Below are 24209 nucleotides of genomic sequence, written 5' to 3' on the forward strand. Positions count from 1 at the left end.
GATCAGGCGGTTTCGGCGTCGGTTTCGGCCCTCTGAGGTTGTTCCGCTGGAGGCCGTTTGCGGGCGCGCCCTTCGCTGTCGAAGATGTCGAGCATGACAAGAACGATGACCAAGACGGGGATCGCGACGATACCGCCGATCGGCCCCCACAACCAAAGCCACACCACGAGCGATGCAAATATCAGGAGCGGATTGACCGAGATATGCTTGCCGATCATCGCAGGGGTGACAAACTGCGACTCGATCATGTTGAGGCACAGGAACACTGCCGCCGGGGCGAAGACCATCAGACCGTTGAACGCGATGAGACCGGCCAGGAGCAGGCCGCCGATCACCATGATCGGACCCAGGTAGAGAATGAAGTTCAGCATCGCTGCCACGACCCCCCAGATGAGAGGCGCAGGAAGGCCTATCACCATCAGCAGCGCTGCGAGGCACGCACCCAGCCCGGCATTGATGACCGAGATCGTCAGAAAGTACCGGGCCACGAGGCGCTCCGCAGTGGTGAAGCGCTTCTTGATGATCTTGGTCTCGCGCGAAGACCCGATCCAAGTGGATAGCCAGGCGTAGATGCCCTTGCGCGTAAGGAGGAAGAAGAAGAGCGTTCCGCCGAAGATGAGCACTTGCGCCATCACCAGCGGCGCCAGGAGCAGCGTCGATGTCGGATCCGGTATCGGCCCCGAGCCATCTTCTCCTCCTTGTTCTGGTTGGGTGCCGAGAGCCTGACCAACCTCGCGGTTCACCGCATCAAGGCCGCGGATCACGCCGCGAAACTCTTCGATGATGGCCCGCAGTTCCCATTTGATGTTCGGCAAGTCCTCGATCACGCGCCAGAGCAGCGGTTCCAGCAGCACGACCGCGATGGCGACGGCGGAAACACCGAGGAAAAGCACGATAGTTGAGGCGATCCCTGTCGGAATTTTCCAGCGTTCCAGCAGGTCGGTGATCGGGGCAAGTATGATGCCCGTGACGAGACCAAGAACCATAGGCGCAAAAACGTCGGAGGCCAGTTTCAGCACACCGAAGCAAAGGATCACAGCTATGACGATGACGGCGAGCCGCAGAACCGGGTCGGCCGAGGATTTCAGACCTGCCATAGACTTTGCAACGCGGTGTGTGCGGGAATGTTCCGCGGCAAGTGGCAACTTGTGGGAAAATAGCTGCGCTCGCCGTTTCCAGTTGGATCAGGACGCGTCAAAGGACATGCTCGTTGCTCCGCCCTCGCTCATGACACGCTCTCGCGGCCACCAATCGGGATGGTTCTCACGGATGTAGTTCAGAAGGTCTTCACGCAGCTGCATCTCGGTCTCCCATCCCGTCGAAGGATCGGGAGACATGACGTAGAAGCTCATTTCCTGTCCGTTCGATGTCTGGCCGGATACATAGGCGCAAAGCTTGTCGTGATCGATCACGCCGTCCTTCGCCTTGGCAAGCTCGATGAACTTCTCGCGCAGTTCGCCGATATCCGCAGAGTGATCCAGGACGAGCTTTATCGTACTGTAGATGCGGGCATCTCTGACAGACCAGTTCTCGAAAGGTTTCGAGACAAAGTATCTGACCGGTACGACGATCCGGCGCTCATCCCATGTACGCAGACGGATAAACGTGTAGTAGATGCTTTCGACGTAGGCCCAGTTGTCTTCAAAAAGTATGCTGTCGCCGATCCGCACGGGCTTGGCCAAGGCGATCTGCAACGAGGCGAGGATGTTGCCGAGCACGGCCTGGCCCGCGATCCCCAGTAGAACCGTCAGGACACCGGCGGAGGCCAGCAGCGTCATTCCGATCGACTCGAACAGGTTCAGCCTCAACAGCACGTAGACGATTGCGAACCCGACCATGAAAAGCACGATGATCCGCCGCAGGGCGAAGATCGACGTGTAGAGCTCGCGTTTCTCGAGGCTGCGGGTGTCGTCGATGTCGCCGACAACGCGCAAGGTGATCCGGTCGAGGATCGCATCGACAACGCGCAGTGCGGCGATCCCGAAGCCGGAGACCATGATGATTACCAGTGCCGGCCGCACGACGTTGGTCACTGGCCCCGAGAAGGAGACGGCGAGATTGAGAAACAATTGCGCCACGAAGGCTGTGACCATCAGCGCCAACGGCATTGCGGCGCGGTCGATGGCCTGACGGAGGAAGGCACGCGAAGTCTTCTTCGAAAGCATCAAGACGAAGCGGTTCGTGCCCCAAAGAAGAAGACCAAGAATTGCGAGGTACAGGGGCAGTGCGATCCATTCCCATGCCCTAAGAGGCCCCGCGCGGGTTTTCAGGCTTTGCGGGATGAAACGCTCGAAGCGTCGCGGGCCGAACTCGGCAAACAGGCCCGGCACGTCTTCGACGGTTTGCGGGGTGAACAGCCAAACCGGGTCTTGCCCGCTTCCCTTGTACCGCGCGAGGCGTACTTCGTAGGCTTGGCCGTTGACCTCGACCAGCTCGATCCGGATGTTCCGGCGGGTCTCGCCAGCGCGGGGATTGTTGCCCGCCTCGCTTTCGACCATGGCGTCCGGGCGTGCGGACAGCCCGCTCCAGTTGACCCAGATCCGCCGTTCGATCACCGACGCAAGCATCGCCGCCAGTCTCGGACCGTCTTCGGCCTGTTGTCCAACGGGCAGGTCAGACAGGTTCAGAATGTGCGCCGCCCAGTTGAACCGTTCCTGATCGGTCAGATCTATGAAGCTCCGCATCGCCGCGCGAGGCGTTGAACGGTCGAGATTGTCGGGTGCGGCGCCAAGGCCAGTGTTCAGATCTTCGGCCTCGTACCACGACTGGCTGTCTTCCTGCGCGCCGGCGACGGCACCAAGTAGACAAAGCAAGCAGACAAGGAACAGTCGGACAAACGGAATCATGATCATCCATCTTGTCATGATTGATCCGGCTGGGCCAGACAGGCGGCGATGGGCAGCCCAAAAGAGAAACGGCCGGCTGATCGGCCGGCCGTTTTTTGGTGATCAGGAGGCCGTCAGGCCTCTTTCATCCACCAGCGTTCGAGGAACAGGCGGCCGTCCACTTCGTAGTTGTTTGAAAGCTGGCCGACCCCGACCTTGTCGGAGACGGCGAAGACGTCATTGGCGAAAAACGGCACAACCGTCCCGCACTCGTCACGTACCAGCGTCTGCATCTCGGCATACATTTCCGACCGCAGCGGCTGGTCGAGTTCCGAGCGCGCTTGCACCAGAAGGTCGTTGAAGCGAGCGTTGTCCCAGAACGTGTCGTTCCAGGACGCGCCGGCAGCATAGGCTTGGGTAAATATACTGTCGGGCGTCGCGTAGCCCGGCCAGTAACATGCGCACCACGGCTTCTTCATCCAGACGCTGGACCAATAGCCATCGGTCGGTTCTCGCTCGACCGTGATGTTCAGGCCGGCGCGCTTGGCCTGCTCCTTGTAAAGGACAGCGGCGTCAACCGCTCCGGAGAACGCCGCATCCGAAGCGCTGAGCCGGAGATCGACACTGTCGAGACCGGCTTGCCGGAGATGCCAGCGGGCCTTGTCGGGATCGTAGGTTCGTTGTTCCAGTTCGGCGTTGAAGAACGGGTAGGCCGAGTTGATCGGCTGGTCGTTGCCAATCTGGCCGTGGCCAAAAAGGATGGTCTGAAGCATCGCCTCGCGGTCCAGGCCCAGCTTGACAGCCATCCGCACGTGGTTGTCGTCAAATGGGGCGGTGTTGGTGTGCATCGGGAAGGTGTAGTGCGTCTTGCCCTCTACTTCGTGCACGACGATGCCCGCGGTCTTCTTGAGCAGGTCGGTCGTCTTCAGTTCAAGCCGGTCGATGGCGTCGACCGCGCCAGTGCGCAGTGCGTTGGTGCGTGCCGTGACGTCCTTGATCGAGATGAGTTCGGCGCTGTCGAAATGCCCGCGCCCCTCGTGCCAGTAATTCGGGTTCTTCTCGAAATCCGCCCGCACACCGGGCTCGAAGTTCACCAGCTTGTAGGCCCCGACGCCGATACCGTCTTCGTAGGCAAGGCTGCCATCCTCTCGTGCGGCGTAAATCGGGAAATTGAAGCTGCTGAGCTTGAAGGGGAAGTCGGCATCGCCGCCACTCAAAGTGATGACCACGCGGTCGGCGCCGTCGGCCCTGATGTCGGTGATCGCGCTGACCATGCTTTGCGCCGATGAGCTGGAGTTCTCGCCCCGGTGATGGTTGATCGAGGCAATGACATCTTCGGTGCCGAGTGTCTTGCCATCATGAAATTCGACGCCGGGCCGCAGCTTGAATGTCCATGTCTTTGCGTCGGGGGTCGCGTCCCATTCCGTGGCAAGTTTCGGGATGAGCGCGCCGTCGGTGTCGACCTCAGTCAACGTATTGGTGACGGCATAATGCGTCGACGAGAGCATGCCATTTAGCACCTTGCCCGGGTCGAGCACGTCGGTCGTGCTGCCATGGGCGAAGCCAAACCTGAAATGGCCGCCCTTCACGGGAGTGGCTGCGCTGGCCTTGTTGGCCAGGCCCATGGCTGTCGTCATTGCCGCGCCGGCGGCAAGGCCCGTCTGAAGAAAGGCGCGGCGCGATAGGGCGCTTTTCCGGGGCATGTAGATGGCGGGGGTTCTTCTGGACATTTTTTCCTCCTGTTGATTGTCGCGGCCCGGTCGAGCGGGCCACTTTGTGCGCCGGCGGGGTCAGCCGGCGGAAAGTTCGCGGCCGTAAACGGTCGCGTTCACTTCGGGGTCGCCCACGATGCCGGGTTCGCGCTCGTAGACGAACACGCCCATGACCCGCATGGAGTCACCCTCGACGGGCGAGACGCGGTGAAGGGAATTGCAGCCCCGGAAGATGCACAAAGCGCCGGCGGAACGCGCGACGGAGACTGCGTCGTCCGGGCATTCGCCCTTCAGAACACTGCGGACGTAGTCGTAATTCTGGTCGTCATCGCTGCGCGTGTTAGGAACCATTTCGAAGTCGCCGCCCGCTTCGGACGCCTGAAGCATCAGGGTCATGGTAAATGCGTTGACCGAATCAAAGTGCCAGGCCGAGCGATCACCCGTCTGGTAGCAGAGCAGGTTGACGGGCTGGCATGGGTCCTCGTTGTCGTAGAGTTTCTCCTCGCCGACGATCTCGGCCACCATCTGACGCACCGGTTCCCAGTGATAGAGCGTCTTGACAGGGCAATCGTCTGGGACCTGGTCGTAGGCAAGCATCCGCGTGCTGGCTTCAAGCATCAGGTTGCGCGGGTGGTCGGAGGGCAAGGTTTCGTCGCCTTTCCGCTGAAGGTAGCAGTTGCGCTGAGAGCTGTTGTGGTGGGCACGTGGCAAAGCTGCCTTTGCATCCGCCACGGCCCGCTCGCGCGCTTCGGGCCGAATGAAATCGGGCAGCGAGACGTATTGCTTTTCATCGAGTTCCGTCTTCAGGCGTTTCACCAACTCGGCCCGTTCGGGGCTCGCCTGGTCCAAGATCGGGTAGAGATCGAGGTTCACCACATCTTCCGGTCTCATTCGCGCGCTCCTTTTCTGTTCGCGTTTCAATTCGAACGACGCTTCCATCAAAAAGTTGGACGTACAACAAATATTTTGCATCGGGTCGTGAACCCGCTATTCTCGGGCAGCATGTACCAGTCAGGAGACCATAGTGCCGAACCCCTCATCCGCAGACGCCGAAAAACGGCCGAGAACACATGCCGAAATCAATGAATACAGGCGCAGAACGCTGATCGAAGGGGCCTTGCGCTCGCTTGCCGAGCGCGGCGTCGCGGGCACGACGGTGGCCACCATCAGCAAGGAGGCAGGCGCCTCGCGCGGATTGCTTGGCCACTACTTCGCGAACAAGGATGACGTGATGGTGGCGGCCCTTCAGCACCTGTTCGGCCGGATATCCGAATCGGTTCGCGGATCCGTCGACCGGATGGAAGGCACGGCGACCGAAAAGCTGCTGGCCGTGCCCGTATCCTTGTTCGCCGGGGCGACGTTCACCGAATTGAACCGAACCGCGTTTCTTGCGCTATGGCACGAGACGCGCTTCAACGAGAAGGTGCGCAAGGCGAACCGGCAACTCTATCGCGATTACATCATCCGGATGGATCACATGGTCAGGGCCGCCGCACAGGAACAGGGCGTCAAGATCGATGCAAAACAGGTCGCATTGGGGTTCATCGCGCTGTCGGACGGTCTGTGGCTTGGGCTTTCCATCCATGATGATGTGCTGACCGGCGAGCAGGCTGTCGACTTGTGTCAGGATTATCTGAGGCGCGAATTGCGGTTGGTTTGACGTCAGCACGCGGTGCCGGCATCGGCGCGACGTTTCTTTACGTCGCTGGGGCCGGGCGCGACTGAACTTTGCCTTTCCGGACAAGTGCGGGATGATGGTGGACCAAGGTCCCGACTGCCGTGATTCTCGGCGAACAGGAACTATCTGTTGAATCATCGGGTTGAATTGTAACGCGGCGCGGAGGTGTGCGTGAATCAAAAACAAGCCAGCGAGAGGGCCATGGTTGGTAACGGCGACCTGACGGGGTTCCCAACAGGAGCCAGTTTCGAAGGCGACCTCGCGGACCTTATTGCCTGTCCGTCCTGCGACCTCGTTTACAGCATCCCCGATGTGACCTCGCATGAGCGGGCGGTGTGCGCGCGGTGTCACACGATTCTGATCTCGCCGCGGCGCAAGGCTGGCAAGCAGCTGATCGCGCTCTCGGTGACCGTGCTCATACTCATCGTGGCGGCCTGTGCATTTCCATTCTTGTCGATCGGTGCGGCCGGCCTGCATCACGACGCCTCCATTCTTCAGACCGCGCTGGCCTTTTCTGGAAGCCTCTCTCTTCTGTCGCTGGCGGTATTGTTCTTCATCGTGGTCATTCCCGTCATCCGGTTGAGCCTTTTGATCTACGTTCTTGCCCCGATTATCCGCGACAGGCCGCCCGCCCCGTTGGCGCGGCAGGCCTTTGCGCTGTCGGAGGCTCTGGTGCCGTGGTCCATGGCGGAGATCTTCGCGATCGGCTGCGCTGTCGCGCTCGTGAAACTAAGTGACATGGCGGACGTGGTTTATGGGCCGGCAGCGTGGATTTTCGCGGTGCTGGTCGTGCTTGTCGTGGCGACCGACCGACTTATGTGCAGGTATTCGATATGGAAGTCGCTGGAGAACTGAAAACCGCCCGCGAACTGGGCCTTGTCGGATGCACCGAGTGCATGCGGGTGTCTCCGCGTGGCACAAGGACATGCCCCAGGTGCGGCCACAAACTGAGGTCGCGAGATCCGAATTCACTTCAGAAAGTCTGGGCGTGGTGGCTGGTTGGCCTGGGGTGCTATGTCCCGGCAAATCTTTACCCGATGCTCGAAACGCGTACGCTCGTAAGCTCGCAAAGCGACACGATTGTCGGCGGGGCCGTCGAACTTGCCCACCATGGGAATTGGGGGGTAGCCACGATCATTCTGATCGCAAGCGTCCTGATTCCGGTTGCGAAGTTCGTCGTACTGGCGGGGCTGGCGATAGGGGTGTGGTACGGGCCGAAGGCGACGGAGGGGCGGCGCCATTTCCTCTACGAGATCGTGGAATATATCGGGCGTTGGTCGATGATCGACGTGTTCGTGGTCGCGATCCTGTCGTCCCTGGTGCAGCTTCAGTCAATCGCCACGATCGCACCCGGGCGCGCGAGCCTGTTCTTCGCGCTTTCGGTGATTTTCACGATGCTGTCGGCGCAAAGTTTCGATAGTCGACTGATATGGGATACAAGATCGGCCGGAATCGGCCGGGGGCGCGCGGCATCCGGACCGGGCGGAGAAAGGAAATTGGCGCGTGGCAACTGACGGCGATACCCCACCAAAGGCCCCTGTGCAATCGGGACGCCGCGGGTTCATGGAACGCATTTCGATCGTGTGGATCGTCCCGCTGGCGGCGCTGATTGTCGTGTTGGTCATTGCCTGGCGCAGCTATGCCGAACGTGGGCCGGTCATCGAGATCAGCTTCGAGAACGCGGCAGGCGTGAAGGAGGGTTCGACCGAGCTTCGGTATCGCGACGTCGCCATAGGCCTCGTCGAGGAAGTCAGTTTTACCGAGGGTCTCGGACGCGTTCTGGTCTCGGTGCGTGTCGACAAGGATGTTGCCCCGTTCATCGACGACGAAGCGCGCTTTTGGGTGGTGCGTCCGCAGGTGACCACGCAGGGTGTGTCAGGCCTCAATACAGTTCTGTCAGGCGTTTACATCGAGGGACTGTGGGATGATCAGCCTGCCGGACATGTCGGGCGGTTCGAAGGGCTGCCTGACGCCCCGCTCGAACGGCAGGGGCAGGACGGGTTGAAGCTTACACTTCGCGCCTCGGGCCGCGCTTCGCTGATCGAGAATACCCCGATCCTCTATCGCGGCGTGACCGTCGGGCGAGTAGGCAAACCATCTATCACCGAGGACGGCTCTTCCGCCCAGGCCGAGGCGATGATCTTCGAACCGCATGACAGGCTGGTCACCTCATCGACACGGTTCTGGGACACGTCGGGCTTTTCGTTCTCGCTGGGGCCGAACGGCGCCGCGCTCGACTTCAGTTCGGTCGCCTCGCTTGTTGCGGGCGGCGTTACCTTTGAAACGATGGTGTCTGGCGGAGAGCCTGTCGAGCCGGATAGCACGTTCACCGTCTACCCTGAGGAATCGGCGGCGCGGACAAGCCTCTTCGCAGCGGACGAGGGGGAAACGCTGACGCTCGCCGTCGTCTTCCGGGAAAATGTCGGCGGCCTGACGGCTGATGCGCCGGTAGAGTTGAACGGCCTCAAGATCGGCGAGGTCAGTGCCCTGAACGGTTTGATCGACCCCGAGCGGTTTGGTGACAACCGTGTGCGACTTGTCGTTTCGCTGTCCATCAGAGTGGGCCGTCTTGGCCTGGAAGACGGGTCCGGTGCCGAGGATGCGCTGGAGTATTTCCGCGAACGCGTTGAAGGCGGCCTGCGCGCGAGGCTGACGTCGGCCTCGATCTTGACCGGAGGGCTGAAGGTAGAATTGGTCGACGAGCCTGAAGCCCAGCCCGCCGCCCTGGTGCAAGGCGAGCAGGATACCTACTACCTGCCAACGACGGAGAACGATATCGCCGACGTTTCTGCCACCGCGCAGGGCGTGTTCAAGCGGATCAATGACCTGCCGATCGAGGAAGTCATGGTCTCGGCAACCGAGCTTTTCCAGGAGGCGCGTGCGCTGATTGCCAGCGAGGAAGTGAAGGGCGTGCCCGAGAACCTCAACAGCCTTCTCGGAGATGCCCGCAAGGTTGTCGGCTCTGACGAGGTGCAAGCCCTTCCCGGGCGGCTCGATGCGCTCATAGCCGAGCTCGACAAGACGGTAACGCAGTTCAACGAAGCGGCGCTTGCGGAAAAGCTTACCACTGCCGTGGACAATGCCGCCAATGCTGCGGAAGGCGTCTCGTCGGCTGTCGAAGGCGTGCCGGAATTGGTCGAACGTCTGAATGCGGTGGCGGCAAAGGCCGAAACCGTCGAGATCCAGGAGATGGCCGACGAGCTCACCGGTCTGATCCAGACCACCGACGCATTGTTGGCCAGCGACGACGCCAAGGCGCTTCCAGGCAAGCTGAACGGCGCGCTGTCCGAACTGAGCGCGATCCTTGCGCAGTTGCGAGAAGGCGGCGTCGTCGAGAATGCGACCGCGGCGCTCGATTCGGCGAGCGAAGCGGCGGATACCTTTGCCGAGGCGGGCCGCGGATTGCCGGATCTTATTGCCGATGCGCGTCGGGTACTCTCACAGGCGCGCTCGACGCTTGAGGGGTACCGGGCCGACAATGGCCTCGGCCGAGACGCGCGCGATGCGCTGACCGAAATCCAGAAGGCCGCGAAGGCGGTCGCGTCGCTGGCTCGTGCCATCGAACGCAATCCAAATTCACTTCTGACAGGGCGTTGATTCTCATGCCAAAACGTTTGCTCGCACTTCTTGTTCTTTCCATTTCCGCGCTCGCGGCCTGCGGCGGCCCGCCGCCGCAGCGGGTGGCGATTCCAAAGGCGGACATCGCCGACAAGCAGCGCATATCCTATCGCACGGTCGAATTGAGGGAAGTGTCGCTTCCCAGCTACGCGGCCGCGGAAGAGATCTACATCGCTGATGAGTCTGGTCTTCTGAACAGCCGTGAGGGGCTGCTCTGGGCTGACGATCCAAGCCGCGCCATTACGCTGGAAATCTCTCGCCATCTGGCTCAGGTGACAGGCGCGCAAGTGGCGTCCGAGCCGTGGCCTTTCGAGGAAAGGGCGCAGGCGACGGTCGAAATTCGTGTCGAGGATATTCTCGCGCAGAGTGACGGGACGTTCCGCCTTGCCGGGCAGTATTTCGTCTCGACCGAAACCGGCCGAGACCGGGCGCGCCTGTTCGATCTCAGCGTTCCCATCGACGGCATGGATACCGTGGCAGGGATCGCGCAGGCCCGCGGTCAGGCAGTGCGCAATCTCGTGGTCGAAATTGCCCGCTCCGGGCTCCGTTGATCAGGTTTTTTCAGGTTTGCATCCAAACGCAGTCGAGTTGTAGCTCGCGAAACCGCTCCCGGCTGAGGTTCTTGACGTTCGGGGCATGGTGCATGGTCTGGTTCCGCCAGAACGGCTGAATGATGATGCCGCTGTCGCGCAAGATGGTCTGAAGCTTCGCACTGATTTCGCGGCGGTCATCCGGGTCGGGGGTGGCCATGGCATCTTCGAGCAGCGCGTCGAATTCAGGATCTGAAAAGCCTGTTTCGTTCCACGGCTGGCCTGATTTGTAGGCGAGTGCCAGGACTTGCACGGCCAGGGGCCGGCCGCCCCAACTGGTGGTCGAGAAGGGGTAACCTGTCCAGTTGTTCCAGAATGTCTGGCCGGCGATGATCGTACGGCGGATATTGAAACCGGCCTCGCGCAGCAGTGCGCCGATGGCGTCGGTCGTCGTGGTGCGCCAGTCTCCGTCGATCGAAACCAGGTCAATCAACGTTTCGGCGTGACCCGCGTCGCTTGCCATATCAAAGGCCTTGGCCGGGTCCGTCGGGATGGGTGCGATCTCGGCGTATTCCGGTTGGCTGGGCGCCACGTGGTGGTTCTCGGCCACCGTGCCATCACCATTCAGCCCAAGTGCAAGCACGACGCGATTGTCGACGGCCATCTGAATGGCGCGGCGCAGATTGACGTCGTCGTAGGGCGCCGTATCGACCCGCATCCGGGCGACGATGGTATTGGCGGTCGGTCTGACCTTCTTGGTCAGTCCCAGGGCATCGAGCGAGTCGACGAAATCAGCCTGGGTTTCCTCGTTTGCGTCGATCTCTCCGGTGTCGAAGGCCGCGACGATCGACGCGGTATCGGCGCCGTAGTCGATGAACTCGACCCCATCGAGGTAGGCGGCACCTCCCCACCATCCGCTCTCGCGGCGCTTGAGCACGGCCTTGTGCCCGACCTGAACAGAGACCAGCTCGAACGGGCCCGTGCCTATCGGGGTTTCATGCAGGCTGCTGTCGGAGTCGAAACTGCGATGCACCATCAAGGCTGGATAATCGACCATGCCTGCGATGAGGGTGATATCGGGTTTGGGCAAGTGCAAGCGCACGGTCATGTCATCGACCTGCTCTATGGCGCCCTCGGCAGCCTTGCCCGTTGCCGGATCCACGAGCCCCCCCATACGTGATGCCATCGAATTTCCCTCGGCGTGGCGATCGCACCAGCGGGTAATATTGTGGACCACATCCTCGGCCGTGAAGGCATCGCCGTTTGTCCAGGTCACGCCGGGCCGGACGTTTAGCGTGTAGACCGTCGCGTCGTCGTTGACATGCCAGCTTTCCAGCAGGACCGGAGCGAAGGTTGCATCGTACTCCCAGCGGACAAGCGGTTCGCAGAAGGTGCGGGCGACGTTACCCTGTTCGCTCCATGAGAACTTGCGCGGGTCGGTGATCTCCATCACCCGGCTGCCGATCCGCAAAACGCCGCCCGGCGTGGGCGTACCCTCTTCCTCGGCGGCTGCGGGGGTGGGCAGGCCTAGCAGGCCGTAGGCCATTGCGGCCGAAGCCCCGAAGGTGCTGGCGATCGCAAGAAACTCCCGCCTGTCCATCTTTCCGTCCCGGGTCGCATGGGCCAGCTTTCGGACGATGGGGCGCGGTGCGCGGTCGGTGTCATTGGGCATCGGGCAACTCCGGAATGCACCCCGTTAACAGCCGGGGCCTGGGTAACGTCATATGGCAAAGCCTATAATGTCGGAGAAGACGGATTTGTGAAGGCCTGAAGCTTGCGCCCCGGTAACAGTCGTGCAGATATGCTCTGACCTGCAGGGGAGAATTTGGATGGCAGACGGCATTTCTATCGTGATTCCAGCCCGTAACGAGGCCGAGACCGTCGGCCGTGTTGTTGCGGCCGTCGCCGGCCGCCGGAGTGTGAACGAGGTTATCGTCGTCGACAACGCGTCGTGGGATGGCACGGCAGAGGCCGCTGCCGAGGCCGGGGCAACGGTCATCGAAGAGGCCGAACCGGGTTTGGGGCGGGCGCTCAAGACGGGGTTCGCTGCGGCGAAGGGCGACTGGGTCATGAAGATCGACGCCGATCTAGAGACATTCGATTCCGGTCTGGTCGAAACCCTTACCGAAGCGCGTGAGCCCGGTGTGGGAATGATAAAGGGCAACTGGCAGGATCCGACCGACGACCTGCCCATGACGCGGCTGTTGATACGCCCTGCGATCAAGTTGATTTATCCCGAGTTGGCCCATGTTCGCGCGCCGAACTCAGGGATATACCTGTTCGACCGCGATTTGATCGACCTGCCGAAGCTGGCCGACACAAACGCGGCAGACATCGATGTGATGCTGCGTGTTCACACGGCAGGTTACGCCATCGCCGAGGTCGAAATCGGTGAGATCAAGCACGACCCTCGCAACAAGCAGCATTACAACGCCATGGCAGAGAACATCCTGAATCTCTTCCTGAAGCACCATGCGCAGCAGTTGGAAGGGTGAGACCTCGCCTAGAGGGCTGATCTAGACGCCCTTGAAGTTGGCGCTTCCTTCAAGTTCCAGAGATTTCTCGATGGCGCGACGCTCTGCTCGTTCGCGGTGTAGACGGCCATATTGAGCCACGGCTATACCTGCCAGGATAATGATGCCGCCGGGGATCAGCCCTTTGCCCGGGTCTTCGCCCAGCATGACCATCGCGATGGTGATGGCAGCCAGCGGCGAGAAAGACGTCGCCAGTGCCACGTCGCCCGAGCGGGCGTATTTGAGCCCTAGATTCCACGCGAGTTGCCCAATGATGATGACGATGATGGCATAGACCCATATCCATTTCAGAACCACCGGCGCGAGCAGATCCTGAAAATGGTCGGGGCCGTAGAGGTAAAGGGCGATGCTGGCATAGATCGCGGTACCGAGCACCGTCCGGTAGATTGAAAAAATACCCAGCGGGACACCTTTCAGCCCGGCCCGTGTGACCAGTGTGGATGTTATGAACGTCAGTGTCGCTACGAAAGCCGCGATCTCCCCCTTGCCCACGCTGAGGCTCGCACCCCCTTCCTTCATGAGGATGATGACCGCAGCGCCGACAAGAGCCACAAGACCGCCGGTGAATGCCCACGGATCCAGGTCTTCCTTCAGGAAAAACCAGGCGGCAAGAATGAAGAGCGGTGGGTCGATCCGGCCGATCAGAACCACGTTCGTGACTGTGGTGTATTCCAGCGCGTAGAAAAAGAGGCCCGGTGTGACTGCCGAAGAGAGAACCGCGGACACTGTCAGCAAGCTCCAATCCCGGATTGTCAGCGCGCGAAGGTTATCGCGCGTCCAGTCCTTGTGAAAGAAGATCACCATCGGAATGAGCGAGATGAGTGAGCCAAGCGCCAACAGGTTGCAAAAGGTGATGGCATTGCGGCCCATGACCTGATGCACCTCGCCGATCTGCGTCAGAAGCGTCACGATCGAGTTCGACGATGCGTAGATCATCACGGCGATCCAGGCGAGAATGGCTCCAAACAGAACCGTCGACATCTTTCCCCGAGGGGCTTCGCTTGCATCTGCCATGCTGGCTACCTTTCGTCGATGAGCCTTGCGGCGGCACCATGACGCATGGGGTTAGACAGGCTGGCTTCTCCGATCAACTTGTTTCATAGCCTGTGACGCTTCTGTGAAGGCAAGGCGCCATTTGCTGACTGAAAGTTCAGGATTGTTTCAGCTTTTGGAATTGCTAACGACGGGGAAAGGCGGCAAAGTCTTCGGGCATTTGAAGGACCCGGGATTTTCCCGGGGCAGGGGACAGAATGACATCACAGGCGTCGCGGGCGGCCACGCCGTTCGTCACCATTTTCGACGAAACCTATGACCAGCCCGACTGTCGGGCTTACTACAGGATGTTGCGCCAACTGGGCTATTCCAACCACGCCCATGCAGTTCCGATCTTCCGCGCTGTTCTCGCCGAGCTCCGTCGTGTGCGCGGGCTCGAAACACCCAATGTTCTGGATTTTGCCAGCAGCTATGGCATCGTCACCGCGCTCATGAAGCACAGCGTATCTGCCGACGCGTTCCTTGAACGGTACGCCAATGCGGAACTTGACGCAGTTGACGCATCCGAGATGCAGGAGTTGGACCGCACTTGGCTTGCCAGTCTGCCGGAGCGTCATCCTGGAACGCGTTTCAACGGTATCGATGTGGCCGCGAACGCCGTTGGATACGCCAGCGCGACGGGCCTTTTCGAACATGGCTTTGCCGAAGACCTTCAGGTCTCGGCGCCGTCCGACCGGCTTCTGACGTGTCTGGAGGATTGTGATCTTGTTGTCGAGTGCGGCAGCGTCGCTCACCTGATGCCACAGGCGCTCGATCGTCTGCTTTCATTGGCGAAGAGGCGGCCCTGGCTTGTCACCTCGCCGGTGCGGGGCAACGAGCGGAAGGCGGCATTCGAAGTGATGGCCGATCACGGGCTGGTCGTCGAGACACTCGACCTGCCGCCCTTTCCTCACCGACGTTTCGAAAACCAGGACGAGCAGGCACGCGCCATAGGGATCGCGCGGGCCGCAGGCCACGAAACCGACGGGGTCGAGACGACCGGCAGCTTCTTCGCTCAGGTCTATGTCGCCCGCCCCGCGGAGGAGGCGACCCCGCCAGAGGTTTGGCCCATGCCGCCCGAGTTGGGTGAATCTGCAAAGTGAAGTCTTTCCTTGCCTACAAGCCCGGCCACGACGGGTCGGTTGCCCATCTATTGGATGGCCAACTTGATTTCGCCATTGAGGCAGAGAAGGATTCCTTCCTGCGCCACGACTGGATCGGGCCGGAATGCTATGTCGATACGTTGTCCAGGCTCGAGGCGCCGCCTGACGCCGTCTGCATCAGCGGCTGGAGCAAGGGCTTCAACGAGTTCGGCTGGAAGGTCGGCGCTGGGTATTTCGGCGCGGAAGAGGATGGGATCGTCACCGGTCAAACCCGGATGCTCGGCCACGAGGTTGCCTATTTTTCTTCCTCGCACGAGCGCTCGCACGTCTGGTCGGCTTACGCGTTGAGCCCCTTCCCTCAAGGCCAGCGCTGCTATTGCCTCGTTTGGGAGGGGATTATTGGCCGGTTCTACGAGGTTCATGAAGACCTGACCGTAACGGCCTTTCCAACCGTTCTCGACAGCCCGGGCTATCGGTATGCCTTTGTGTATGCGCTGGCTGATCCGACGTTTTCCAATGCCGAGCGCTATCCTCGCCTGTCTGACGCGGGAAAGTTGATGGCACTGGCGGCATTTCATGATGGTTCGGCGCCCAGCGAAGAGGACACGGCGCTCATCGATCGGATATGTGGCATCCCTGAAGTGGGCGAAAACCTGAAGAAAGCCGTATTCGCCGATTGCCGTCACTACAATGCAGGCGTTCGCGATCAGGCCTTCATGAACTTTGCGTATCATTTCCAACAGGCCCTCTATGACCGGTTCTTTGACTTCGCCCGACAGCATCTGCAACCAGGTTTGCCGCTACTGATTGCCGGCGGATGCGGGCTCAACTGTGATTGGAACGCGGCGTTCCGTGACAGCGGGTTCTTTTCCGACGTCTTCGTGCCCCCTTGTGCAAACGACACCGGCTCGGCACTTGGAACGGCGGTCGATGCCATGCGGCACTACACCGGTCGGGCCAAGCTCGAGTGGAGCGTTTACGCAGGGCAGCACTTCGAGGATAATCTCGAAAACGCAGAGGGCGTGGATATCTCACTGTATGATCCGGACCGGCTTGCGGCCCTTCTGAGGGAGGGGCGGATCATCGCCCATGCCGACGGTCGCGCGGAAATGGGGCCGCGCGCCCTGGGAAATCGGTCCATCCTTGCGTCACCGTTGCGGGCGGACTCACTCGAACGTCTCAATGCCATCAAGCGCCGCGAAAGCTATCGCCCCATCGCGCCAATCGTGGCGGAGGACTTCGCGCCCAAGGTCTTCGATCCGGGACGGCCGAGCCCGTTCATGCTGTATTTCGACACGTTGAAAACCGACGCGCTGCCGGCGATCACGCATGTCGACAATTCGGCCCGCATTCAAACTGTCGCACCACACCAGAACCGCAAGATCCACGATCTTCTAAAAGCGTTCGAGGCGCAGACCGGCTATGCTGTCCTGTGCAATACATCGCTCAATTTTCTTGGGCGCGGGTTTATCAACAAGACGACTGATCTCCTGGCCTATGCCAGGGAATTCGGCCTCGACGGGTTTGTCGCGAAAGACAGGTTGTTCTTGCTGAAGTGACGGACGGTCGTTTGCCGCGGTGATGGTTCGGCACGTCCGTATGTTCCTGGTGCCAGTGCACACGAAGCATCTCTCGGCAGGGTTCATGGTTCAATCGGGTTGTTCGCCGCCACGGACGCATAGCCGAAGCATGCAGATCCTTTGCGTTGACCAGAGCGATCAACTTGCGCACCGGCTGACCTGCGCGACCTCGCTGGCGGAAGAGATCCAGCATGTCAGAAGGACTTGCTTCATAGGGTAAATATCGACTGCCTGAATGGTGCGCAAACGACGCAAACCGCTGGTATCGCGCATTGCAGAATTGACTTTCACCGAGGCAGACAGCACGATTTATTCATTGAATTCGGAGTAATACTGATGGGTCCGACCGACAGGTCACGCAAAGGTTTGCGGGCTGCATTTTTCGCCTTCTGCTACGTCTCGCTTGCGATGGCCGCCGTCTTCCCCGGCAAGGCCGCCTTGGCTGTGACCCTTGAAGAGGCGGTGCGCGCTGCGGTGACCACCAATCCGACGGCCCGGGCCGCCGACGCAGGCGTAAAGGCCTCGGCGATGGAGCTTTTGCAGCTGGAAAGTGAGTACCGTCCGTCGCTCAACCTCTACTCGGAACTGGGAGCTTCGTATTTCGACGATGCCGACCGGCTGAACGCCGGCGACCAGCGCGACACCAAGGTCTATCGCGAGATAGGCGCCGTCGGAGAGCTTACTCTCTTTGACGGCTATCGCCGGGCCAACACGGTCTATCGCAATGCTGCACGGCTCGACGGGGCAATCTTCAGGCTTCTTGACGCCTCCGAAACGATGGCGCTGAACGCAGTCGAGGCGTATATCGACGTGCTGCGTCACCGGGAATTGATGGAAGTTGCAAACCAGAACATCGCGCGGCATCGCAAGATCATCCGGCAGGTCGACGATCTCGTAAATGCCGGTCGCCTGCCCACCAGCACAGGCTTCGAAGCGGAGGAACGTCTTCTGGCGGCCCGAATGAGCCGACTGGAAGTGCAGCAGGCGCTGCACAATGCCAATTCGCGGTACCTGGCGGTCATCGGCAAGGATCCGGAAGGTCGGATGCATGTACCGTTCCTCAAGAATCTTCCGATGAACAAACGGGAATTCGTAATTCGCAGCGTCCGGAACAGCTTTCGTTTGCAACAATACGAACTCGCCGTCGATGAGCGGAAGTTCGATGTCGGCATTTCGACCGCGGACGAACGTCCGCAGCTCAAGCTTCAGGCTGGCGTGCGGCATGGTCGCGAGGTCAGCGGAACGACGGGCAGCGAGTCGGATGCCTTTGTCGGTCTGCGAATGGACTGGGAATTCTATGCCGGAGGCCGTGACGCCCGTCGCCGTGCCCTGCAATACCGCACGAGTGAAGCCGCCGCCGAGCGAGACGAGGTGCGCCGCGAGGTCTTCGAGATGGCCGAGCGGACATGGCATGCTTTCGACGCCAATATCGAACGCGTGGTTCTGTTGGACCGTCGCCTTGCCGCAGCGCGAAAGACATCCGAGCAATACCAGCAACAATTCCAGGGCGGGCAGCGCAGCCTGCTGGATGTTCTCGATGCCGAGCGGACCTATTTCAACATCCGGTTCGAGCGGGTCAGCGCGCAGTCGAGCTACACCTTTAGCCAATATCGGCTTCTTGCCTCGCAGGGAATGCTGGCCAAGCATTTCAAACTGTCTCACGCCAACGTTGCGCTGGCTCCTGACTTCAAGGAGCGCGCGACGCGTGCCAAGCGCCCGGCCGCCATCTTCAATACCGAGATCCGGGCGCTGGAATGAGCGCCGGGCGCAGGGTGGGTTCGGGGAAAATCTCTGCCGCCAAGGCAGGGGGGACGCAGGGTCGCGCGGCGCCAAGATCAAACCCTGATAAACCGGGAACAGGGTTGGCGGCGGTCGCATGGATGGCGCATCATCACAACCAGCCCTGGAGTGACGAGGCGGTTCGCGCACGTCTGGCAGCGGGGTTCGACCCGCGCGACCCCGAGTATCTGGCAAGGGCGCTTGCTGCTGTCGGGCTTAGGTCCCGGCTCGTTTTGCGGCGCCTGAAGGCCATCGATCCGGCCGTGCTGCCCTGTCTGATTTTCCGTGATACCGGGGCGCCGCTTGTCCTTTTGGGCTTCTCGCCAGACCGTCGCAATGCGCGGGTGATAGACCCGGAACGTGACGAGCCCGAACGCGAAACGCCCCTCCGCAAACTGGCCCGGCGCACGCGGCAGGAGGTCATGCTGGTCACGCCCGAGGGTGCGCTTGCCGACCGTCGCTTGACTGAGCGGCCCGATCGCGGCGCTCAGCACTGGTTCTGGGGGCCGGTCCGGGAAAACCGCAGCGGCTGGGCACAGGTTTTCATCGCGGCACTCTGTATCAATGTGCTGGGCCTGGCCCTGCCGATTTTCGTCATGAACGTCTATGACCGGGTCATCCCGAACCTGGCTTTCATTACCTTGTGGACATTGGCGTTGGGCGTGGCGATTGCGATCGGGCTGGATCTGGTCCTACGTGGTGTGCGCGCACGTGTACTGGAAACCGTTGGGCGCCGGCTCGATACCGGTATCGCGGCCTCGCTATTCAACCACGCGATGAGCTTGCGACCCATGTCGCGAAAGGATGGCGCAACAGTTCTGGCCAGCCATATCCGCGATTTCGAAACGGTGCGGGAGTTCTTTGGCTCGGCCAGTTTCGTCTCTCTAATCGACCTGATGTTCATCGGGGTTTTCATCTTCGTGCTTTACGTGCTTGTCGGCCCGCTGGCACTGGTCCCGCTTCTGGCGCTGCCGGCGGTGTTCATCCTGGCCGTGGTCGCGCAACTGCCGATGGGGCGGATCGCGGCGGAAGCGCAGCAATTGGCCGGCCGCCGCCAGTCGGTACTCGTGGAATCGCTGATGGGCCTGGAGACCATCAAGACGCTCAATGCTGAACCCGTCATGCAGCGCGAATGGGAACGCGCCTCTGCCGCCTCGGCCCGGATCAACGGACGCAGTCGTTTCTGGTCGAACGTGGCGATGTCGGGCACCCAGATGATCCAGCAGTTCGTCAGCGTCGGTATCATTGTGTGGGGGGTATTCCTCGTTTCAGAGGGCGAGATTACTATCGGGGCGCTCATTGCCGCGAACATCCTTGCCGGCCGAGCGCTTGCGCCGCTGGGTGCAATCGCGCAGACGATCTTTCGTGCACAGTACGCGCTGAAGTCTTTACGGGCATTGTCGGCCTTTATGGCGATACCGCCGGAACGCGCGCCCGAGGTTGAAAGCAGCGCGCGCATCCGGGAAGGTGCCCTTAAGATCGAAGATGTGAGGTATCGCTATCCGGCGGCGGAGCGGTATGCAATTGCCGGTCTGTCGCTTGAGATGGCTCCGGGGGAGTGCGTCGCGCTTCTCGGTCGGGTCGGTTCAGGAAAAAGCACGCTGGGTCGGCTGCTTTGCGGCCTTCTGGAACCCGAAACCGGATCGGTCCTGCTCGACGGGCGCAGTTCGGCGCAATATGACCCGGCGGAGCTGCGGGCAGGTGTCGGGTACTTGCCGCAAGAGCCGGAGCTCTTCACGGGCACGCTGCGTGAAAACCTCGTGATCGGACGCCCCGATGCGACACATGCCGAAATCGAGGAGGCGCTGCGGGATGCGGGCATGGCCGCTTTCGTAAGTTCCGATCCGGCGGGCCTCTCGCGGTTCATTGGCGAGAAGGGCGCGCAATTATCCGGCGGTCAGCGTCAGGGATTGGCCCTGGCCCGGCTGTTGTTGCGGAAGCCGCGGATCCTGTTCCTGGACGAACCGACCAACGCGATGGACAGGCACATGGAAGCTGCGGTCGTTGCGCGGCTGCGCGCGCTCAACGCCGCCGGTACCGGGTTGATACTGTGCACACATCGCCCGGCTCTGGCTGAACTTGCGAACCGCTGGGTGATGATGGATGGTGGTCGCATCCTGCTCGACGATACCCGTGCCAAGGTGATCGAGACGATGCGCCGCTCCGCCACCGAAAAGCGTGCGGCGGAGTAGGCGATGTTCGGTGCACGTGTCGAAGACCAGTTCGTGAATGACGCTTCGGCAAGCGGCCGGCACCGCGGAGCGCGCGGGTCCCTGGCGTTGCTCGCCGCCATCGTGATCGGGCTTGGCGGCTTCTTTGCCTGGGCGTGGTTCTACGAAATTGAAGAAGTGACACGGGCCACGGGCCGGGTCGTGCCATCGCGTCAGTTGCAGGTCGTTCAGAGCTTTGACGGTGGGGTTGTGACCGAGATCTCCGTTCAAGAGGGCGACGTCGTCGAGCCTGACGCGGAATTGATGCGCATCGACGACACGCGGGCGGGTTCGGATCTCGGTGAGATCCAGGAACGGGAAGCGACCCTGATGGCCGCCGAGGCCCGGATCATGGCCGAGGCTCAAGGGGCGGAGGTAATCTTGTTCCCGGAAGGGCTGGAAGAGCGTGCGCCTGCCGCCGTCGCCGCCGAAACCGAGGTCTTCCTGTCTCGTCGCGGGCAATTGGAGGCCGAGTTGGCTGTTCTGGAAGATCAGCTTTCGCAGCGAAAGGCAGCGCTTCGCGAAAGCCGTGCCACCATCGCCAAGCTTGAAGCACAGCTTGCGCCGCTTACCGAGGAAACCGAATTGACGGAGGGGTTGGCCGAACGCGGATCCGTGCCTCGCATAGAGCTGTTGCGACTTCAGGGGCAACTGGCCGCGGTACAGGGCGAGCTGGATGTTTCGCGCGCACGCCTGCCGGGGATCGAGGCGGCCATTCGCGAGGCCGAGAACCAGATACGTACGGCAAAGTCCGCCTATGTCTTGACAGCACGTGAACGCGGGGCAGAGATCAGCGGCGAGCTGTCAGTGCTGCGTGAGGCGCTTCGCTCCGCTGCCGACAAGGTTACGCGCACCCTTCTTCGCGCGCCCGTTCGCGGCACGGTGAACCGTGTTCACGTGACCACCATAGGCGCAGTCGTCCAGCCCGGTGCGCCTTTGGTCGAGATCGTTCCGCGTGACGATAACCTGCTGATCGAGGCCCAGATCCGCCCGCGCGACGTGGCGTTCATAAGCCCCGGGCAGGCAGCATCGGTCAAGATCACCGCCTATGACTATCTCGTCTATGGCGCGCTTGACGGCACGGTAGAACGCATCGGTGCAGACGCGCTCGAGGATTCCGAGGGCAACCAGTTCTTCCGGGTCATGGTGCGCACAGCCGAGAGCGAATTGCCGGCCATTGGCGACGACACCTTGCCCATCGGCCCCGGAATGGTGGCGCAAGTGGATATTCAAACCGGCCGCAAGACCGTGCTCGATTACCTGTTGAAGCCGCTCCGTCGTGCGCAGGCCGAGGCATTGCGAGAGCGGTAGAAGCTACTTCTCTGTTGCCACATGCACGCCGTCCCAATCCAGGCGGGGTGGGCTGGCGGTAAGGTCGGCGATGCGCGCGCGGTAGCGTTCCGCGTAGCCGGTCAGATCGAGTCCAAGCGCCTCGCCTGCATTCACGACGTCGTTCAAAGCAGCTGTCGCATCGGCCCATCTCTGTTCGGTATAGGCTTGGCGCATGGCCCCGTTGGCGTGTTCCAGCCTGGCGAATTCGACGCTGTTACGCATAGCCGCGTCACCAAGGAGGCCGAAGACACGTTCCGGCTGCGTCTTGCCCTTCACGCGCAGCAGGTCCAACTCAAGCTTGGCGAAACTGTCGCCTACCGCGTTGGCCGTTGTCTCGCCAAGAATGATCCCCATCCCATAGGTCTTCGACTGTCCCTCGAGCCGTGAGGCCAGGTTGACGGCGTCCCCGAGCGCCGAGTAGTCGAATCGCATTTCGCTGCCCATGTTTCCAACCACGCAGTTACCTGTGTTGAGGCCGATGCCGACGTTGATCGGAAGCGAAGTTTCTCCCTTTTCCGCCGCGTCCTTGGCCCTGCGCGCGTTAAGGTCGGCGACGTCGGCCAGCATTGCCAGTGCGGCCCGGCAGGCTGCCGAGGGGTGATCGGGCGTATCTAGCGGGGCGTTCCAGAAGGCCATCACCGCGTCGCCCATGAATTTGTCGATCGTGCCGCCTTCCTTCAAGATCGCCCGGGACAGCACGGTAAGAAAGCTGTTCATCAAGGCGGTCAAGCCTGCCGGGTCGTCCTTGAAGCCCTCTGACAGAGTGGTGAAGCCCCGCACGTCGCTGAACAGAATTGTGAGGTCCCGGCGCTCTCCCCCGAGTGTCAGTGCGGCGGGGTTTTCCGAAAGCTGCTCGACGAGGTCCGGCGAGACGTATTGCCCGAATGCGCCGCGGATCTGCTGCCGCTGACGCTCTTCGCGCAGGTAATTCGCACTCGACATCAGCATGAGCGTCATCAGCGTGCCGAGCGCGGGCCACGTCGGATCGAGGAGGATCCGCTGATCGACAAAGAGATAGTAGACCCCACCGACATAACCCGCGAGCAGAAGTGCCGCAAAAGCAATGATCAGCCGGGCGCCGATAACCGGAACGAGAATTATGACAAGCAAGGAAAGAACCGCGACGGTGAAGAGTTCCACCGCGATCGCGTAGTTGGGTCGCTTGAGCAACGTGTCGGTCAGGATGTTTTCGAGAAGCTGGGCATGGATTTCCACCCCTGCCATCGACGTTCCGAGCGCAGTTGGCCGGTAATCTTCAAGCCCGATCGCGGAAGTGCCGGTCAAGACAAGCTGACCGGCGAGGCGACCGGTGGGCACGTCTCCGGAAAGCAACGCGCCGGCCGAGACGAACCGCGCGGGCGAAGACGGAGTGAGATAGGGCCAGACAGACCCGTCCGGCGCAGTGCGAACCAGCTTGCCGCCCAGAACGACGCCATCCACCCCTGCCGCGTTGCCCCTCAGTGCGAAGGCATTCCCGCCCGTCGCCACGCGCAATAGCTCCGGCGCAAGCCCGAGCCGAAGTTCATCCTGCACCAGCATGGCCATCGGCACCCTGCGGTATATGCCGTCGGCATCCGGGCGGACGCTGAAAACTCCCCGACCGGCGGCGGCGTCTTCCAACTCCGGCAGGTTCTGTATCAGATCCGGGAACCGCGGCAGGAAGGCGCGCGCATCCTCCCCGAGGATGGCGTGGGGCACTTGTCTTATTTGCCGCGTCTTGGCTAGGCCGGCCCGGGTCGACCGCACGCTGGTCTGCCCCACGACAACCCGGGTGCGCGAGATTGCGTCCGCCAGTGCTGCATCGGTATCCGGGAGTGCTGAAAGCCGTTCTCTCGCATCCTCCGGCAAGTCAGGATTGTCGCGTGCGATGGCGGGCGGCGACAGCCGGTCCGGCTCGGCGAAGATGATGTCGAAAGCAAGCGCCACAGCGCCTGCTTCGAAGGCGCGGATGACCAGTTCCGCAACCCGCGATCGCGGCCAGGGCCACTGACCGAAGGCTTCGAGACTCGGGTCGTCGATGTCGATGATCGTCACGGGGACCTGCTGTTGCACGCGGGGGTGCAACTGCTGATAGAGATCGAAGGCCGCGTGCCTAAGCTGCTGAACCGGCCCGGGATCGGCAACGCGCAGCACCAGCAGGCAGCCGAGCAGCGCAATGCCCAGCAACCGTCCTGCCCCGATCCGCCTGAAAAACCGCGTCAGCATCGTCACGCTCCCCGCGAGAAGGAAAGCGCGGACTTGTCCGGCGGTCAATACGGACGCTAGGGTAAACATTG

At 61.5% G+C, this 24209-nt stretch carries 18 protein-coding genes; 11 read left to right on the forward strand and 7 right to left on the reverse strand.

All coding sequences use genetic code 11. The features are described 5' to 3' along the window. Window positions 1-2 precede the first annotated feature (2 nt). The 4 genes from RIdsm_RS03305 to RIdsm_RS03320 form a co-directional block, all read right to left on the reverse strand. A complete protein-coding gene (locus tag RIdsm_RS03305) occupies window positions 3-1097 on the reverse strand; it encodes an AI-2E family transporter (protein WP_082647539.1) in 1095 nt (364 codons plus the stop codon). Between the two features lie 87 nt (window positions 1098-1184). Beyond that, on the reverse strand, window positions 1185-2852 hold the full coding sequence (locus tag RIdsm_RS03310) for a mechanosensitive ion channel family protein (protein ID WP_057820779.1): 1668 nt from the start codon (window positions 2850-2852) through the stop codon (window positions 1185-1187). Between the two features lie 107 nt (window positions 2853-2959). Further along, on the reverse strand, window positions 2960-4555 hold the full coding sequence (locus RIdsm_RS03315) for an ABC transporter substrate-binding protein (protein ID WP_236553395.1): 1596 nt from the start codon (window positions 4553-4555) through the stop codon (window positions 2960-2962). 60 nt (window positions 4556-4615) lie between these two features. Next, entirely contained in the window at window positions 4616-5428 is an 813-nt protein-coding gene (locus RIdsm_RS03320; RefSeq protein WP_064258328.1) for a HalD/BesD family halogenase, read from the reverse strand. A 226-nt stretch (window positions 5429-5654) separates the two neighbouring features. Between RIdsm_RS03320 and RIdsm_RS03325 the strand changes: the two genes are divergently transcribed. The 5 genes from RIdsm_RS03325 (at window position 5655) to RIdsm_RS03345 (ending at window position 10384) form a co-directional block, all read left to right on the forward strand. Continuing rightward, window positions 5655-6197, forward strand: a complete 543-nt coding sequence (locus tag RIdsm_RS03325; RefSeq protein ID WP_161490414.1) for a TetR family transcriptional regulator C-terminal domain-containing protein — start codon at window positions 5655-5657, stop codon at window positions 6195-6197. A gap of 219 nt (window positions 6198-6416) precedes the next feature. Beyond that, entirely contained in the window at window positions 6417-7070 is a 654-nt protein-coding gene (locus tag RIdsm_RS03330; protein ID WP_057820787.1) for a paraquat-inducible protein A, read from the forward strand. Then, complete coding sequence (locus RIdsm_RS03335; protein ID WP_074940542.1) at window positions 7049-7729, forward strand: paraquat-inducible protein A; 681 nt, start codon at window positions 7049-7051, stop codon at window positions 7727-7729. The genes RIdsm_RS03330 and RIdsm_RS03335 overlap by 22 nt, the downstream gene beginning before the upstream one ends. A gap of 49 nt (window positions 7730-7778) precedes the next feature. Continuing rightward, on the forward strand, window positions 7779-9812 hold the full coding sequence (locus RIdsm_RS03340; RefSeq protein ID WP_082647541.1) for an MlaD family protein: 2034 nt from the start codon (window positions 7779-7781) through the stop codon (window positions 9810-9812). 5 nt (window positions 9813-9817) lie between these two features. Further along, window positions 9818-10384 carry a PqiC family protein gene (locus RIdsm_RS03345; RefSeq protein WP_057820791.1) on the forward strand — a complete coding sequence of 189 codons (567 nt, stop codon included), beginning with the start codon at window positions 9818-9820 and terminating at the stop codon, window positions 10382-10384. Between the two features lie 10 nt (window positions 10385-10394). On the opposite strand, the gene RIdsm_RS03350 is transcribed toward RIdsm_RS03345, so the two are convergent. Then, on the reverse strand, window positions 10395-12035 hold the full coding sequence (locus RIdsm_RS03350; RefSeq protein ID WP_057820793.1) for an ABC transporter substrate-binding protein: 1641 nt from the start codon (window positions 12033-12035) through the stop codon (window positions 10395-10397). Window positions 12036-12192: 157 nt separating this feature from the next. Between RIdsm_RS03350 and RIdsm_RS03355 the strand changes: the two genes are divergently transcribed. Further along, on the forward strand, window positions 12193-12858 hold the full coding sequence (locus RIdsm_RS03355; RefSeq protein WP_057820795.1) for a glycosyltransferase: 666 nt from the start codon (window positions 12193-12195) through the stop codon (window positions 12856-12858). A 21-nt stretch (window positions 12859-12879) separates the two neighbouring features. On the opposite strand, the gene RIdsm_RS03360 is transcribed toward RIdsm_RS03355, so the two are convergent. Further along, on the reverse strand, window positions 12880-13911 hold the full coding sequence (locus tag RIdsm_RS03360; RefSeq protein WP_057820797.1) for a DMT family transporter: 1032 nt from the start codon (window positions 13909-13911) through the stop codon (window positions 12880-12882). Window positions 13912-14147: 236 nt separating this feature from the next. On the opposite strand from RIdsm_RS03360, the gene RIdsm_RS03365 reads away from it, so the two are divergent. The 5 genes from RIdsm_RS03365 (at window position 14148) to RIdsm_RS03385 (ending at window position 21912) form a co-directional block, all read left to right on the forward strand. Beyond that, complete coding sequence (locus RIdsm_RS03365) at window positions 14148-15032, forward strand: hypothetical protein (RefSeq protein ID WP_057820799.1); 885 nt, start codon at window positions 14148-14150, stop codon at window positions 15030-15032. Further along, window positions 15029-16591 carry a carbamoyltransferase C-terminal domain-containing protein gene (locus tag RIdsm_RS03370; RefSeq protein ID WP_057820801.1) on the forward strand — a complete coding sequence of 521 codons (1563 nt, stop codon included), beginning with the start codon at window positions 15029-15031 and terminating at the stop codon, window positions 16589-16591. Before RIdsm_RS03365 ends, RIdsm_RS03370 begins: the two co-directional genes overlap by 4 nt. A gap of 357 nt (window positions 16592-16948) precedes the next feature. Continuing rightward, window positions 16949-18370: a TolC family protein gene (locus RIdsm_RS03375; RefSeq protein ID WP_082647542.1), complete on the forward strand. Its 1422-nt coding sequence runs from the start codon at window positions 16949-16951 to the stop codon at window positions 18368-18370. A 122-nt stretch (window positions 18371-18492) separates the two neighbouring features. Then, window positions 18493-20583: a type I secretion system permease/ATPase gene (locus RIdsm_RS03380; RefSeq protein WP_160325901.1), complete on the forward strand. Its 2091-nt coding sequence runs from the start codon at window positions 18493-18495 to the stop codon at window positions 20581-20583. Between the two features lie 3 nt (window positions 20584-20586). After that, window positions 20587-21912 carry an HlyD family type I secretion periplasmic adaptor subunit gene (locus RIdsm_RS03385; protein ID WP_057820806.1) on the forward strand — a complete coding sequence of 442 codons (1326 nt, stop codon included), beginning with the start codon at window positions 20587-20589 and terminating at the stop codon, window positions 21910-21912. A 3-nt stretch (window positions 21913-21915) separates the two neighbouring features. Here RIdsm_RS03385 and RIdsm_RS03390 read toward each other — a convergent pair whose 3' ends face one another. Further along, window positions 21916-24138: a CHASE2 domain-containing protein gene (locus tag RIdsm_RS03390; protein WP_057820809.1), complete on the reverse strand. Its 2223-nt coding sequence runs from the start codon at window positions 24136-24138 to the stop codon at window positions 21916-21918. Window positions 24139-24209: the final 71 nt, after the last annotated feature.

It is taken from the genome of Roseovarius indicus, from assembly GCF_008728195.1.
Classification (GTDB): Bacteria; Pseudomonadota; Alphaproteobacteria; order Rhodobacterales; family Rhodobacteraceae; genus Roseovarius; species Roseovarius indicus.

Excerpts from the sequence above, each read along its gene's own strand:
- RIdsm_RS03305 (WP_082647539.1), bottom strand. The coding sequence starts at position 1,097 with ATGGCAGGTCTGAAATCCTCGGCCGACCCGGTTCTGCGGCTCGCCGTC.
- RIdsm_RS03310 (WP_057820779.1), bottom strand. The coding sequence starts at position 2,852 with ATGATCATGATTCCGTTTGTCCGACTGTTCCTTGTCTGCTTGCTTTGT.
- RIdsm_RS03315 (WP_236553395.1), bottom strand. The coding sequence starts at position 4,555 with ATGTCCAGAAGAACCCCCGCCATCTACATGCCCCGGAAAAGCGCCCTA.
- RIdsm_RS03320 (WP_064258328.1), bottom strand. The coding sequence starts at position 5,428 with ATGAGACCGGAAGATGTGGTGAACCTCGATCTCTACCCGATCTTGGAC.
- RIdsm_RS03330 (WP_057820787.1), top strand. The coding sequence starts at position 6,417 with ATGGTTGGTAACGGCGACCTGACGGGGTTCCCAACAGGAGCCAGTTTC.
- RIdsm_RS03335 (WP_074940542.1), top strand. The coding sequence starts at position 7,049 with ATGGAAGTCGCTGGAGAACTGAAAACCGCCCGCGAACTGGGCCTTGTC.
- RIdsm_RS03340 (WP_082647541.1), top strand. The coding sequence starts at position 7,779 with ATGGAACGCATTTCGATCGTGTGGATCGTCCCGCTGGCGGCGCTGATT.
- RIdsm_RS03345 (WP_057820791.1), top strand. The coding sequence starts at position 9,818 with ATGCCAAAACGTTTGCTCGCACTTCTTGTTCTTTCCATTTCCGCGCTC.
- RIdsm_RS03350 (WP_057820793.1), bottom strand. The coding sequence starts at position 12,035 with ATGCCCAATGACACCGACCGCGCACCGCGCCCCATCGTCCGAAAGCTG.
- RIdsm_RS03355 (WP_057820795.1), top strand. The coding sequence starts at position 12,193 with ATGGCAGACGGCATTTCTATCGTGATTCCAGCCCGTAACGAGGCCGAG.
- RIdsm_RS03360 (WP_057820797.1), bottom strand. The coding sequence starts at position 13,911 with ATGGCAGATGCAAGCGAAGCCCCTCGGGGAAAGATGTCGACGGTTCTG.
- RIdsm_RS03365 (WP_057820799.1), top strand. The coding sequence starts at position 14,148 with ATGACATCACAGGCGTCGCGGGCGGCCACGCCGTTCGTCACCATTTTC.
- RIdsm_RS03375 (WP_082647542.1), top strand. The coding sequence starts at position 16,949 with ATGGGTCCGACCGACAGGTCACGCAAAGGTTTGCGGGCTGCATTTTTC.
- RIdsm_RS03380 (WP_160325901.1), top strand. The coding sequence starts at position 18,493 with ATGGCGCATCATCACAACCAGCCCTGGAGTGACGAGGCGGTTCGCGCA.
- RIdsm_RS03385 (WP_057820806.1), top strand. The coding sequence starts at position 20,587 with ATGTTCGGTGCACGTGTCGAAGACCAGTTCGTGAATGACGCTTCGGCA.
- RIdsm_RS03390 (WP_057820809.1), bottom strand. The coding sequence starts at position 24,138 with ATGCTGACGCGGTTTTTCAGGCGGATCGGGGCAGGACGGTTGCTGGGC.